The sequence below is a fragment of the Pseudomonas fluorescens genome (assembly GCF_002837185.1).
Classification (GTDB): Bacteria; Pseudomonadota; Gammaproteobacteria; order Pseudomonadales; family Pseudomonadaceae; genus Aquipseudomonas; species Aquipseudomonas fluorescens_AM.
The window spans coordinates 48,617-62,329 of record NZ_KZ478014.1; the positions used below are offsets into that span (position 1 = coordinate 48,617).

11 protein-coding genes are annotated in these 13,713 nt (G+C 63.3%); 7 read left to right on the forward strand and 4 right to left on the reverse strand.

What is annotated here, in order from left to right; genetic code table 11:
- Positions 1-87 precede the first annotated feature (87 nt).
- On the forward strand, positions 88-1,254 hold the full coding sequence (locus CIB54_RS21865; RefSeq protein WP_232790591.1) for an NAD(P)/FAD-dependent oxidoreductase: 1,167 nt from the start codon (positions 88-90) through the stop codon (positions 1,252-1,254).
- A complete protein-coding gene (locus tag CIB54_RS21870) occupies positions 1,254-1,880 on the forward strand; it encodes a helix-turn-helix transcriptional regulator (RefSeq protein ID WP_065952776.1) in 627 nt (208 codons plus the stop codon). Before CIB54_RS21865 ends, CIB54_RS21870 begins: the two co-directional genes overlap by 1 nt.
- Positions 1,881-2,003: 123 nt before the next feature.
- Here CIB54_RS21870 and CIB54_RS21875 read toward each other — a convergent pair whose 3' ends face one another.
- On the reverse strand, positions 2,004-2,780 hold the full coding sequence (locus CIB54_RS21875; protein ID WP_101220934.1) for an ABC transporter substrate-binding protein: 777 nt from the start codon (positions 2,778-2,780) through the stop codon (positions 2,004-2,006).
- Between the two features lie 241 nt (positions 2,781-3,021).
- A complete protein-coding gene (locus CIB54_RS21880; RefSeq protein ID WP_101220935.1) occupies positions 3,022-4,521 on the reverse strand; it encodes a CoA-acylating methylmalonate-semialdehyde dehydrogenase in 1,500 nt (499 codons plus the stop codon).
- A 108-nt stretch (positions 4,522-4,629) separates the two neighbouring features.
- Here CIB54_RS21880 and CIB54_RS21885 point away from each other — a divergent pair, with 108 nt between their 5' ends.
- Complete coding sequence (locus tag CIB54_RS21885; RefSeq protein WP_101220936.1) at positions 4,630-5,568, forward strand: LysR family transcriptional regulator; 939 nt, start codon at positions 4,630-4,632, stop codon at positions 5,566-5,568.
- A gap of 60 nt (positions 5,569-5,628) precedes the next feature.
- Here the strand turns inward: CIB54_RS21885 and CIB54_RS21890 are convergent, their stop codons facing one another.
- Together CIB54_RS21890 and CIB54_RS21895 are read right to left on the reverse strand one after the other, a co-directional pair.
- Entirely contained in the window at positions 5,629-6,903 is a 1,275-nt protein-coding gene (locus CIB54_RS21890; protein ID WP_101220937.1) for a glucarate dehydratase family protein, read from the reverse strand.
- Positions 6,900-8,261 carry an MFS transporter gene (locus tag CIB54_RS21895; RefSeq protein ID WP_101220938.1) on the reverse strand — a complete coding sequence of 454 codons (1,362 nt, stop codon included), beginning with the start codon at positions 8,259-8,261 and terminating at the stop codon, positions 6,900-6,902. Before CIB54_RS21895 ends, CIB54_RS21890 begins: the two co-directional genes overlap by 4 nt.
- Positions 8,262-8,367: 106 nt before the next feature.
- Between CIB54_RS21895 and CIB54_RS21900 the strand changes: the two genes are divergently transcribed.
- The 4 genes from CIB54_RS21900 (at position 8,368) to CIB54_RS21915 (ending at position 13,480) form a co-directional block, all read left to right on the forward strand.
- On the forward strand, positions 8,368-9,273 hold the full coding sequence (locus CIB54_RS21900) for a LysR family transcriptional regulator (RefSeq protein ID WP_101220939.1): 906 nt from the start codon (positions 8,368-8,370) through the stop codon (positions 9,271-9,273).
- Between the two features lie 160 nt (positions 9,274-9,433).
- Positions 9,434-9,892, forward strand: coding sequence for a (2Fe-2S)-binding protein (locus CIB54_RS21905; protein WP_065952783.1), 459 nt, complete (start codon positions 9,434-9,436; stop codon positions 9,890-9,892).
- Positions 9,892-12,123 (forward strand): xanthine dehydrogenase family protein molybdopterin-binding subunit, encoded by a 2,232-nt coding sequence (locus CIB54_RS21910; RefSeq protein ID WP_101220940.1) that lies wholly within the window; start codon positions 9,892-9,894, stop codon positions 12,121-12,123. The genes CIB54_RS21905 and CIB54_RS21910 overlap by 1 nt, the downstream gene beginning before the upstream one ends.
- A 16-nt stretch (positions 12,124-12,139) precedes the next feature.
- The gene (locus CIB54_RS21915) at positions 12,140-13,480 is read left to right on the forward strand and encodes a c-type cytochrome (RefSeq protein ID WP_101220941.1); all 1,341 of its coding nucleotides are present in this window, start codon (positions 12,140-12,142) and stop codon (positions 13,478-13,480) included.
- The last annotated feature ends 233 nt before the right edge of the window (positions 13,481-13,713 follow it).

Below are 13,713 nucleotides of genomic sequence, written 5' to 3' on the forward strand. Positions count from 1 at the left end.
TCCCACATTGGCCGCATTTTCTCTTGGATTATTGCGAACCGGAATTAAATGTCCATAATAGACAAACACGTTCAGTTCGAGGTTTCCATGTCCAATACCGTCATGATCGACCAGACCCCGGCCCGCACCGCAGACTTCATCATCATCGGCGGTGGCATCGCGGGGGCGTCCACCGGGTTCTGGTTGTCGCAGCACGGCAAAGTGCTGGTGCTGGAGCGCGAAAACCATCCGGCCTATCACTCCACCGGGCGCTCGGCGGCGCTCTACAGCGCGGCGTATGGCACTGCTCAAGTACGCGCGCTGACCCTGGCCAGCCGGGCGTTTTTCGACCAGCCGCCAGCAGGTTTCTGCGAACACCCACTGCTCACACCCCGGGGCGAAATGACCGTCGATTTCACCGGCGATCCGGCCGAGCTCGATAGCCAATACCGGAGCGCCAAAGCCACCGTGGCAGAGGTGGAGCGCTTGAGCGCCGACGAGGCCTGCAAACGCTTGCCGATCCTGCGCCGGGAAAAGGTCCACGGTGCCATCTATGACCCCACGGCGTGCGACATCGACACCGATGCCCTGCACCAGGGCTACCTGCGCGGCATACGCCGCAACAATGGCGAAGTGCGCACCGACAGCCATGTGCTGAGCTTGAGCCGCGAGTCCGACGGCCTCTGGCATGTGCATACCCAGGATGCGAACTTCACCGCCCCGATCATCATCAACGCCGCTGGCGCCTGGGCCGACCATATCGGCGGCCTGGCGGGTGCGGCGTCCATCGGCCTGCAGCCCAAGCGCCGATCGGCATTTATCTTCGCAGGTCCCGACGGTGTGAACAGCCATGACTGGCCAATGCTGGTAGCTCTCGACGAAGCCTTCTACATGAAGCCGGATGCCGGCGTGTTCCTCGGCTCGCCAGCCAACGCCGACCCGGTGGAGCCCCAGGACGTACAGCCCGAAGAGCTGGATATCGCCATGGGCATCTACCAGATTGAAGAGGCGACCACCCTGACCATCCGCCGCCCGATACGCACCTGGGCCGGGCTGCGCAGTTTTGTGCACGACGGTGATTTGCTGTCCGGTTTTGATCTGCGGGTGCCGGGGTTGTTCTGGGTGGCGGCACAGGGTGGTTATGGTATCCAGACGTCACCAGCCATGGGCCAGGCGAGCGCCGCACTGGTGCGAGGCGCGACACTGCCCGAGGCACTCACGCGGTTCGGGCTGGACGCTGGTATGCTCTCCCCCGTCCGCCTGGAGCCCCATTGATGACCATCGCCGAACAAGACACTGTCATGCAGAACTTTCGTGGGATCGCCGATGCGATCGCCACCCTGTTCTTCCCGCATGCGGAAGTGGTGCTGCATGATTTGCGTACGCAAACCGTCGACTATATCGCCAACAATCTGTCTAAACGCAGCTTGGGGGATGACTCGTCGCTGGATGACATGCTGGCCGGTGACGTCAGCGAAGTGAATATCGGCCCTTACGAAAAGCTCAACTGGGACGGTCAGAAAATTCGTAGCCTGAGCACAGTGCTGCACGATCATAAAGGTCGTCGGCTGGCCATGCTGTGTATCAACCTGAATATCTCAATGTTTGAGACCGCCAAGGCGGCGCTCGATATGTTCCTGTCACCGAGCAAGCTGATCGCCCAGCCGGACGCGCTGTTTCGCGATGATTGGCAGGAACGCATCAACACGTTCCTTCACGCCTGGCTGCGCGAACGCCAGTTGAGCCTCAACCTGCTGACCCGCGACCACAAGCGCGAACTGGTGCTCGCGCTGCATGCCGAAGGTGCGTTCAAGGGCAAGAGCGCCTCCAACTACGTGGCCAATGTGCTGGGCATGGGGCGGGCCACGGTCTACAAGCATTTGAAAGAGTTAAAGGCTTGACCACCTGTAGGCGCGAGGGTGCTTGCGAAGAACCTCGCCGATAACGCATGGGTTCTGGTTAACGCGGCGCCTGTGAGTCCTTCGCGAGCACGCTCGCGCCTACAAGGGTTCGAACAGTTGGGATCAGTCGCCGTAGATATCGGCCTTGAAGTACTGCTGGGAAATCTTCTGGTACTCACCACTGGCGCGTATGCCGTCGATGGCAGCATTCAACGCGCTGACCAACGCCGTATTGCCCTTGCGCACGGCAATCCCCGAGCCCTCGCCCACGTATTTCGGATCCTGGAGTTCCGGGCCGACAAAGGCGTAGCCCTGGCCGCGTGGCATCGACAGGAAGTCGCTCAGGGGAAGGGTATCGGCAAAGATCGCATCCAGGCGCCCCGCTGCCAGGTCCATGTAGATTTCTTCGTTATTGCTGTAGCGCTTGACGTTGATGCCCCTACGCTCGAACACCTCGGAGGCATACCGGTCGGTGGTGGTGGCGCGCTGTACGCCGACGTTCTTGCCCTTGAGGCTGGCGTATTGGTCATCCACCACCGCGCCGTCCTTCATGACCAGCCGTGAGGAGGTGAAGTAATACTTGTGGGTGAAATCCACCGACTTCTTGCGGTCTTCGGTGATGGTCATGGACGACAGGGCCATGTCGATTTTCTTGACCTTGAGGGACGGAATCAGACCGTCGAATTCACCTTCAACCCACACGCACTTGACCTTCATTTGCGCACAGAGGGCGTTGCCGATGTCGTAGTCGAAACCGACGATCTTGCCGTCCTGAGTCTTGGACGCGAACGGCGGGTAAGCGGCGTCGATGCCGATACGCAGGGTTCTCTCGGCGGCCAGCAGGTGGCTGGAGGCAAGCAGGCTCAGGGCCAGGGCGGGGATGAGGTGGCGTTTCTTCATGATCGGGTTCTCGCGGGTTGTTGGTTTGCAAGAGTGAAGAAAAACGGAGCGTGACGATTTTGTACTTATAATTCCATACTGGACTTTTATGTTTCGCACGTCAATTCAGCGCCAACACGCAAAAAAAGTGGGAGGGGGCTTGCCCCCGATTGCGTTGTATCAGCCACGTATACAGTGCCTGACACTCTGCTATCGGGGGCAAGCCCCCTCCCACACTTGGACTTGCGGGGTCTGTAAGACTTTACCTGGACACCGGCATCGCAAACTCCGCGCCCTGCTCAATGCTCTCCGACCAGCGCTGCATGATCGACTTCTGTTTGGTGTAAAAGCGCACACCCTCAGTGCCATACGCATGCATGTCGCCGAACAGGCTCTTCTTCCAGCCACCAAAACCATGCCAGGCCATCGGCACCGGGATCGGCACGTTGATGCCGACCATGCCCACTTCGATGCGCCGCGCAAATTCGCGGGCGATGTGGCCGTCACGGGTGAAGCAGCTGACGCCGTTGCCGAACTCGTGGTCGTTGACCAGCTTCACGGCTTCGGCGAAATCGTTGACGCGCACACAGGCCAGTACCGGGCCGAAGATCTCTTCGCGGTAGATGCTCATGTCCCGGGTCACGTGGTCGAACAGCGTGGCACCGAGCCAGAAGCCATTTTCCAGGCCGGGCTCGGTGGGCACGTAGTCACGGCCATCGAGCAGCAATTGCGCGCCGGCTTGTACGCCCTGTTCGATATAGCCACTGATACGTTCCAGCGCCACCTTCGACACAATCGGCCCCATCTCGGCTTTCAAATCGCGGCCATCGGTGATGCGCAGTGTTTTGGCGCGTTCGGTCAAGGCCGCAATGACTTTGTCGCCCACATCCCCCACCAGCACTGCCACCGAGATCGCCATGCAGCGCTCGCCGGCACTGCCGTAGGCGGCGCCCATGAGGGCATCGACGGTGCGCTCGATATCCGCGTCGGGCATCACCACCATATGGTTTTTCGCGCCGCCCAGGCCTTGCACGCGCTTGCCGTTGCGCGCGCCGCTCTCGTAGATGTACTGGGCAATCGGCGTGGACCCGACGAAGCTCACGGCCTTGACGTCCGGGTGTTCGATCAGTGCGTCCACCGATTCCTTGTCGCCCTGCACCACGTTGAACACGCCTTTGGGCAAGCCCGCTTCACGCAGCAGTTCGGCCATGAACAACGAGGCGCTCGGGTCGGTGGGGCTGGGCTTGAGGATGAAGGTATTGCCCGCCGCAATGGCAATCGGGTACATCCACATCGGTACCATCACCGGGAAGTTGAACGGGGTCACGCCGGCCACCACCCCCAGCGGCTGGCGCATCGTCCAGTTGTCCATGCCACGGGAGACTTGGTCGGAATGTTCGCCCTTGAGCAGGTTGGGAATGCCGCAGGCAAATTCGAGAATGTCGATGCCACGGTCGACTTCACCCTGGGCATCGGTAAAGACCTTGCCGTGTTCGGCGACGATGATGCGCGCCAGGTCGTCCTTGCGTTCACGCAGCAGGTGCAGGTATTGGAACAGCACACGGGCACGGCGGATCGGCGGGGTGTCGGCCCAGCCGGCGAAGGCAGCCTGGGCGGCGGCGACGGCTTCGGCCACGGTCTGGCGGCTGGCCAGGGCCACGCGCGCGGTGACTTCGCCGGTGGCCGGGTTGTAGACGTCCTGATAGCGATCATCGCGGCTCACGCGCTGGTCGTTGATGTAGTGCTCGATGGTAGTGGACATGGCAGGCGCTCCAGGTAGTTGGCGTTGGCACCCACCTTAGGCTTTCGCTTTGTTCCTAACCAGAGCAGAATCCAGAACTTATTGTGCAATCTTGCGAACAATCCTCCCATGGAAAAAGCTGAGATCGAAGGGCTGTGGACCCATATCCACTGGCTGTCGGTGCTGGAAGAACAAGGCACCTACACCGCCGCCGCAGCGCGCCTTGGCGTGAGCAAGTCGGCGGTGAGCCAGCGTATTTCCGACCTGGAAAAGGCCACCGGCACCCGGCTGGTCACGCGCACCACGCGCAGCGTTCGACTGACCGACGCCGGCTTGTCATTGACCCGCGAGGTGCGCAGCGCCTATGAACACATCGCCCGCAGCTTTTCTTCGGTGCGCGACCAGGCCGGGGAAGTTCGCGGCCTGGTTCGGCTCACCGCCCCTGTAGCGTTCGCCCGCCAACAGCTGGTGCCGCACCTGCCGCAATTCCTGCAGCAATACCCGCAGGTGCGCATTCAGCTGGACGTGTCCGACGCCTTGAGTTCACTGGCCGCCGAAGGCTACGACCTGGCCGTGCGCCATGGCTTCCAGATACCCGAGACCCATGTGGCCTGGAAGCTCTGCGACACCGCCTCGGTGCTGGTGGCCACCCGCGAGTATCTGCAGCGCCATGGCGAACCCGGCGCGCCTAGCGAGCTGTCGGCGCACAACTGTCTGTTCTACCCGCGCGGCACCGACCAGCCGGCCTGGACCTTCGAACGCGGCAGCGAACACATCGAACGCCTGACCATCCCTATCGCCGGCAGCTTCGCCACCAACAACAGCGAAGCCTTGAGAGACGCAGCACTCAACCACCTGGGCATCGCCCTGCTGCCGGACTTCAGTGCCCATGCGGCGCTGGCCGAGGGCAAGCTGGTGCAGGTCTTGAAGGGTTGGACACTCAAGGGGGCGTTTGCCGATGAAATCTACCTGATCCGGCCGTACTCGCCCCATGTGCCGAAGTCGGTGAGTGCGCTGGTGGTCTTTTTAAAGGCGCAGTTGGCCGGCGGGTTTCGATTCGTCGGCTGAGGCAAAAAAAAGCCCGGCGACACACGCGGATGCGTCACCGGGCAAAGCAAGCGACCTGCTTCAGAAACGCGGCTTGAGCGTTTTCCAGTCCGGTTGATAGCGCTGCATCTGTTTCACGTCATCACGCTGACGGATACCGCAACTGAGGTATTGGTCATGCAGCTTGCCCAACTGATCGTGGTCAAGTTCCAGGCCCAGCCCCGGCGCACGGGTGATGCTCACGCAGCCGTCGACGATGGGCAGCTTGCCGCCCTTGATCACCTCCTCGTCCGGCTCCTGCCAGGGGTAGTGCGTGTCGCAGGCATAGTCGAGGTTGGGCACCGCGGCCGCTACATGGGCCATGGCCATCAGGCTGATGCCCAGGTGTGAGTTGGAGTGCATCGACACGCCCAGGCCAAAGGTGTGGCACATTTTCGCCAGCACTTGGGTGTCACGCAGGCCGCCCCAGTAATGGTGGTCGGCGAGCACGATCTGCACGCTGTTCAACGCGACACTGCGGCGAAATTCGTCAAAGTCGGTCACCACCATATTGGTCGCCAGGGGCAAGCCGGTGCGTGCGTGCAGCTCGGCCATGCCGTCCAGGCCGGGCGTCGGATCTTCGTAATATTGCAGGTCGTCGCCCAGCAGTTCGGCCATGCGAATCGAGGTGTGCAACGACCAGTTGCCATTCGGGTCGATGCGCAGCGGCACACCCGGAAACGCCTTTTTCAGCGCCTTGATGCAGCGCACCTCGTGCTCCGGCGCCAGCGCACCGGCCTTGAGTTTGATGCTTTTGAAGCCATAGGTCTCGAGCATGCGCCGTGCCTGGGCGACGATCTGCGCTTCAGTCAGGGCCTCGCCCCAACTGTCGGGCTGGTAGGGCGAATCGATATGTTCGGCGTATTTGAAAAACAGGTAGGCGCTGAACGGGATCCGGTCGCGAATCGCACCGCCGAGCAGGTCCACCAGCGGCACATTCAACGCGTGCGCCTGCAGGTCGAGAAACGCCACTTCGAACGCCGAATAGGCATTGCTGGCGGCTTTGCTGGCATGGGAGCCCGGCGCCAGCTCCGCACCGGCAATGCTCTGCGGTTTATACGCCGCCACTGTGGCCTGGACGACAGCGCGCAGGCCGTTGAGGTTGAACGGGTCCAGCCCGATCAGCTGTGGCTGGACCTGTTGCTGGATCGCCAGCGCCGGCGCATCGCCATAGCTTTCGCCGAGGCCGATGTAACCGGTGTCGCTTTCAATCTCGATGATCGAGCGCAGTGCGAAAGGTTCGTGGATGCCACTGGCGTTAAGCAGCGGCGGGTCGCGAAAGGCAATCGGGGTGACGGTGACGCGGACAATTTTCAAGAGACGGCTCCCTGTGGACCTGGACGCACTGTGTGATGTGCCGTGGATGAAGTGGGCGGCGTACCGCTGCGCGGCGCGGTGCGGGCAAAAAACACCAGCACCGCCGCCACCAGTGAAGTGGCCGCCAGCCCGTAGAGCCCGCCTTCGATAGACCCCGTGGTCTGCTCCAGCAAACCGAAGGTGGTGGGCGCCACGAAACCGCCCAGGTTGCCGACCGAATTGATCAAGGCAATCACCGCCGCCGCGACCCGCGCATCCAGGTACTCCTGGGGAATCGGCCAGAACAGCGCCGAAGCGGCCTTGAAGCCGATAGCGGCGAAACAGATGGCGACGAACGCAAACACCGGCCCGCCGGTGGTGGACATGAACATGCCGAACGCGGCGATCACCAGCATCAGTGACACCCACGCCTGCTGGTGCTTCCACTTGCTGGCCAGCGCGGCGAAGCCGTACATGGCGACGATGGAAATCAGCCAGGGAATGGAATTGAACAAGCCCACCTGGAAGTCACCCAGATCACCCATTTTCTTGATCATGCTCGGCAGCCAGAACGTGGCGCCGTAAATGGTCAGGGCGATGGAAAAGTAGATAAAGCAGAACAGTGCGATCTGCGTATCGGCGAGCAGTTTGAACATCGACGGCCGCACGCCCCGGCCCGCCTCGCGCGCCTGTTGCTCGAGCGCAATGGCACTGACCAGCGCCTGTTTTTGCGCAGCGCTGAGCCACGTGGCCTGGTGCGGATGGGACTGCAACCAGAACCACACGAAGCCGCACAGCACGATAGAGGCGAAGCCTTCGATCAGAAACATCCATTGCCAGCCATGCAGGCTCAACCCGCTGACAGTGAGCAACGCGCCCGACACCGGCCCGGAGATCACCGAGGCAATCGCCGACCCACTGAGGAAAATCGCCATGGCCTTGCCGCGCTCGCTGGCCGGCAGCCACTGGGTGAAGTAATAGATGATGCCGGGAAAGAACCCGGCTTCGGCCGCGCCGAGAATAAAGCGCAACACGTAGAAGCTGGTTTCCCCCTGCACGAACGCCATGCCCATCGCGGCCGCGCCCCAGGTGAACATGATGCGCGTCAACCAGGCCCGCGCGCCGTAGCGTTGCAGCAGCAGGTTGGACGGTACTTCGAAGATCGCATAGCCGATGAAGAACAGCCCGGCGCCCAGGCCATAGGCCGCCGCGCCAATGCCCAGGTCGGTTTCCAGATGGCTGCGCACGAAGCCGATATTGACCCGGTCGATGTAGTTGACGATGAACATCACCACGAACAACGGCAGTACATGGCGCTTGACCTTGGCGGCGGCGCTGGCAAGCACGCGTGGGTCAGGCGCATTCTGAAAGGTATCCACGGGCAACTCCCACTGATTGTTTTTTTTGGGAAGGCCCGATGATGGACGCCGGCAATTGTTCCCGTCTAATCTAACCTGGCATTGGATTGATACCGGAATTAGATCAATGTTCGAACTGACGCAACTTCGCTGCTTCACCACCGTGGCCACCGAGCTGAACTTTCGTCGAGCCGCCGAACGCCTGAACATGACCCAGCCGCCGCTGAGCCGGCAGATTCAGTTGCTCGAGCATCATCTGGGCGTGGAACTGTTTACCCGCACCACCCGCAGCGTCGCGCTGACTGCCGCCGGCCGGGCCTTTTTCCTCGAGGCGCAGTACCTGCTGGAGCGCGCCCAGCAAGCGGCGGTCACCGCGCGGCGCTTTGCCGAGGGCGATATCGGTACGGTCAACATCAGCTTCGTCGGCAGTGCGGTGTACGAGTTTTTGCCCAAGGTGATCGCCGAGGCGCGGCTCAAGCAGCCCCACGTCAAGATCGACCTGTCCGAGATGAACACCTATCAGCAATACGAAGCCTTGCGCGCCCGGCGCATCGACCTGGGCATTGTCCGCGCGCCGCTGCTGGAGCCCGGCTACGCCACCGAATGCCTGGTGCGCGAGCCGTTTGTGCTGGCGGTGCCGAGCAGTCATCGGCTGGCCCAGGCAGAGACGGTCAGCGTGCACGACCTGGATGCGCAACCGTTCCTGATGTATGCCCATTCCGCCTACCCGCCGTTCAATGAATTGCTCACCGGCCTGCTGCGCTCGGCTCGTGTGGCGCCGCAGTATGTGCAGTGGCTGGGCTCGTCGCTGACCATCCTCGCGCTGGTCAACGCCGGCATGGGCCTGGCCCTGGTGCCGCGCTGCGCCAGCAGTGTGGTGTTCAAGAACGTGGTGTTCCGCGATATCGACCTGGGCGAAGGCGCACAGAGCGAACTGCACCTGATCTGGCGCGAGCACAACGACAACCCGGCGTTCACGATGCTGCTCGAAGGTATTCGCCATGCCGTGGGAGGGAACTTGCCGGCTGATTGACCCAATACTGTTGAATACTTGCCTGATCCTCTGAACTTGCAGGTTATTGCATAGATAGCGTTTACGCCGTGGTCTAGAGTTCGACGATGGGCGACCTGCGGTCGCACCACGCCTATAAGAACTCTTGCACCACCAACCGATGATCAGCAGGTGAGCCGCCATGGAATTACGTATTAACCAACAGGCCTATCAGGTCGATGCCGACGCCGACACGCCGTTGCTGTGGGTGATCCGCGACGACCTGGGCCTGACCGGCACCAAGTACGGCTGCGGTCTGGCCCAGTGCGGCGCGTGCTCGGTACTGGTGGACGGCAATGTGGTGCGCTCGTGCGTCACGCCGGTGGCGGCGCTGGTCGGTCGCGAGATCACCACCATCGAAGCCATCGAGGCCGATGAAGTGGGCAAGCGCGTGGTCGCGGCCTGGGTCGATCGCCAGGTGGCGCAATGTGGTTATTGCCAGTCCGGGCAAGTGATGGCGGCCACCGCGCTGCTCAAGCACACCCCGGCGCCCTCGAAGGCGCAGATCGACGCGGCCATGGTCAACCTGTGCCGCTGCGGCACCTACAACGCCATCCATGCCGCCATGGATGACTTGGCCGCCGGGAAGGAGACCGCTTGATGAACACTGTCCTGCCTGACGTAACCCTGGACGCGCCGATCAACCTGTCGCGTCGACGCTTCCTGGCGAGCACCGCCGTCGGTGCGCTGGTGATCGGCTTCGGCCTGCCCCTGGGCGCCTCCCGGGTGCAGGCCGCCACCGGCGCTGGCGCCGAACGCGGCACCCAGGTGCCGGCATTCCTGGAGATCCGCCCGGACGGCAGCGTGCGCCTGCTCAGCCCCTTCATGGAAGGCGGCCAAGGCACGCACACCGCCATGGCGCAGATTATCGGCGAGGAGTTGGATGCCGACCCGGCGACGTTCACCGTTGAAGCCGCCCCACCCGGCGAGGCTTATGTGGTGATGGAAAATGGCATGCGCATCACCGGCGGCAGCATGTCGGTGCGCATGAGCTACCCGACCATGCGCCGCCTCGGCGCCCTCGCCCGTGCCATGTTGCTGCAGGCCGCCGCCGAGCAGCTCGGTGTGCCGGTCGCCCAACTGACCACCCAGCCCGGCCGCGTAGTGCACGCCGCGTCGGGCCGCTCGCTGGGTTACGGCGAGTTGGCCGGGCGCGCCCTGGACATGCCGGTGCCGGACCCTGCCGGCATCACCCTGCGCGACCCGAGCCAGTTCCGCTGGATCGGCAAGCCGGTCAAACGCCTGGATGCCTATGACAAATCCACCGGCAAGGCGCAATACAGCATCGACCTGAAGGTCGACGGCATGCTCCACGCCGCCGTCCAGCACGCGCCGCGCCTGGGCATGACCGTGGGCAGCCTGCGCAACCAGGCCCAGGTCGAGGCCATGAAGGGCGTGCATTCGGTGCACACCTTGCCCGGCGCCGTGGCAGTGGTTGCCGAACGCTGGTGGCACGCCAAGCGGGCCGTTGAAGCGATCCAGGTAGACTGGCTCGAAGCCGCCGCCGACTCCAGCGTACGCGCCATGCCGGCGGACTTTTCCAGCGACACGTACCGCGACTTTCTCGCCGCCCAACAGGGCCCGACCCGTGACGACGAAAACCAAGGTGACGTAGCCGCCACACTGGCAAGCGCCAAGACCCGCGTCGACGCCACCTATCACAACCAATACCTCAATCACGCCCAACTGGAGCCGCCCTCGGCGCTGGCGCGCTATAACCCCGACGGCACGCTGGAAGTGTGGCTGCCCAACCAGGCCCCGGATATGTTCCGCGCCGACATCGCCAAGCGCACCGGCCTGTCCCTCGAACAAATCACCCTGCACTCGCCGCTGCTGGGCGGTTTTTTCGGTCGGCATTTCCTCTACGACTCGGCCAATCCGTATCCGCAGGCTATCGCCTTGACCAAGGCCGTTGGCCGTCCGATCAAGCTGATCTGGAGCCGTGAAGAAGAGTTCGTGCGCGATGTACTGCGCCCGGTCGCGGTGGTCAAGTTCCGCGCCGCGCTGGATGACCAGGGCCTGCCGCTGGCCATCGAAGCGGTCAGCGCCACCGAAGGCCCCACCGAAGCGATTGCCGGCAAACAGGGCGACAAGCTCGACCCCACGGCCCTCGAAGGCCTGTCGGGCAAGAGCTATGCGATCCCCAACAAGCGCATCGCGCAGATCTACGTCAAGGGTCCGGCCATGCTCGGCTATTGGCGTTCGGTGGGCAATTCGTTGAACGACTTCTTCTACGAAGCGTTCCTCGACGAACTGGCGGACAAAGGCGGCCATGACCCGTACGAACTGCGCCTGCACCTGCTGCGCGACAATGCGCGGCTGACCACGCTGCTGCGCGCGGTGGGCGAGTTGTCCGGCGGCTGGAAGCGCGGGCCGTTCACCGCCGAAGACGGCAGCCGCCGTGCCCGTGGCGTGGCCATGGCATCGCCCTTTGGCTCCCACGCGGCCGTGGTCGCTGAAGTGTCGATCGAGAACGGCCAGGTCAAGGTGCATGACATCTGGCAGGCCATCGACCCCGGCAGCATCGTCAACCCGGCGATCATTGAAGCCCAGGTCAACGGCGCCGTGGCCCTGGGCCTGTCGCAAACCTTGCTGGAGGAAGCGGTGTACGTGAACGGCATGCCACGTGCGCGCAACTACGACCTTTATCCGATCCTGCCGCCGTCGCGAATGGCGCGGGTGCACGTGAAGATCGTCGAGAGCGGCGAAAAAATGGGGGGCATCGGCGAACCGCCGTTACCGGCCGTGGCACCGGCGGTCGCCAATGCGGTAGCCCGGTTGACGGGCCAGCGCATCCGCAGCTTGCCGTTGAGCCGCTACACCTTCAGTTAACCCACAGGGAACGTCCATGAACAACCGCCGATTCGCAAGAACCGCAGGCTGGCTGGCGCTGCCCTGCCTGGTCGTCGCAGGCCTGCTGGCCTGGTACGTCACCCGCGAGCCCGCCTCGCCGTTTGAACAGGAACACGCCACACGTTTCGACCCGGCACTGGTCAGTCGCGGCGAGTATGTCGCCCGCCTGAGCGACTGCGTGGCCTGCCACAGCCTGGCGGGCAAAGCGCCGTTTGCCGGAGGCCTGGAGATGGCCACGCCGCTGGGGGCCATCCATGCCACCAACATCACCCCCGACCGCGATCATGGCATCGGCCGCTACAGCCTCGCCGACTTCGACCGCGCCGTACGCCACGGCGTGGCGCCGGGCGGGCGACGCCTGTACCCGGCCATGCCCTACCCGTCCTACGTGAAGCTCAGCGACGACGACGTAAAAGCGCTGTATGCGTTTTTCATGAGAGGCGTGCAACCGGCCAACCAGGCGAATATCCCCAGTGATATTCCCTGGCCGCTGAATATGCGCTGGCCCATCGCCCTGTGGAATGGCGTCTTTGCACCGACTGCACCCTATGCGGTCAACCCCGGCCAGGACGCGCTGTGGAACCGTGGCGCCTATATCGTCCAGGGCCCTGGCCACTGCGGCAGTTGTCACACGCCGCGCGGCCTGGCGTTCAACGAGAAGGCCCTGGACCAATCCGGCGCGCCCTTCCTTGCCGGTGCCCTGCTCGACGGCTGGTACGCGCCAAGCCTGCGCCAGGACCCCAATACCGGGTTGGGGCGCTGGAGCGAGGCGCAGATCGTGCAGTTCCTCAAGACCGGGCGCAACCAGCATGCGGTGGTTTACGGATCGATGACCGAAGCGTTCAACAACTCCACGCAGTTCATGGCCGATGACGACCTGGCCGCCATCGCCCGCTACCTCAAGTCCCTGCCCGGCGACCCGCAGCGTGATGGCGCGCCCTGGCAGTATCAGGTGGCCGATACGCGCCAGGACATTCCCGGCGCCCACACCTACGCGACCCGCTGCGCCTCCTGCCATGGCCTGGACGGCAAGGGCCAACCGGAGTGGATGCCGCCGCTGGCCGGCGCTACCTCGGCGTTGGCCAGGGAAAGCGCCTCGGCCGTCAACATCACCCTTAACGGCTCGCAACGGGTGGTCGCCGCCGGGCTGCCGGACGCCTACCGCATGCCGGCGTTCCGTGAGCAATTGTCCGATCAGGAGATCGCTCAGGTGCTGACGTATGTGCGCAGCACGTGGGGCAACCACGGTGATGCGGTCGACGCACAGGCGGTGGGCAAGTTGCGCGGGCATACCGACCCTGCGAGCAGCAGCCCGATCATTTTGCATATGCGTTGAGGCCAGGCTTCAGGAACCGGGGCGTGGTGTATCTGATATACACCGATCAAATGTGGGAGGGGGCTTGCCCCCGATGGCGGCCTCCGGGCCGACCAGGATGCTGGATCAGACCGAGTACATATCCGTTTCTGCGGTAACGGCGGCTGGCGGTTCCGCTTTTACAGCGGGTCACTTTTGGAAAAGAGCCCCAAAAGTAACCAAAAAGGCTCTTGCCCCACCACTCGGCACCTCGC

Excerpts from the sequence above, each read along its gene's own strand:
- CIB54_RS21865 (WP_232790591.1), top strand. The coding sequence starts at position 88 with ATGTCCAATACCGTCATGATCGACCAGACCCCGGCCCGCACCGCAGAC.
- CIB54_RS21870 (WP_065952776.1), top strand. The coding sequence starts at position 1,254 with ATGACCATCGCCGAACAAGACACTGTCATGCAGAACTTTCGTGGGATC.
- CIB54_RS21875 (WP_101220934.1), bottom strand. The coding sequence starts at position 2,780 with ATGAAGAAACGCCACCTCATCCCCGCCCTGGCCCTGAGCCTGCTTGCC.
- CIB54_RS21880 (WP_101220935.1), bottom strand. The coding sequence starts at position 4,521 with ATGTCCACTACCATCGAGCACTACATCAACGACCAGCGCGTGAGCCGC.
- CIB54_RS21885 (WP_101220936.1), top strand. The coding sequence starts at position 4,630 with ATGGAAAAAGCTGAGATCGAAGGGCTGTGGACCCATATCCACTGGCTG.
- CIB54_RS21900 (WP_101220939.1), top strand. The coding sequence starts at position 8,368 with ATGTTCGAACTGACGCAACTTCGCTGCTTCACCACCGTGGCCACCGAG.
- CIB54_RS21905 (WP_065952783.1), top strand. The coding sequence starts at position 9,434 with ATGGAATTACGTATTAACCAACAGGCCTATCAGGTCGATGCCGACGCC.
- CIB54_RS21910 (WP_101220940.1), top strand. The coding sequence starts at position 9,892 with ATGAACACTGTCCTGCCTGACGTAACCCTGGACGCGCCGATCAACCTG.
- CIB54_RS21915 (WP_101220941.1), top strand. The coding sequence starts at position 12,140 with ATGAACAACCGCCGATTCGCAAGAACCGCAGGCTGGCTGGCGCTGCCC.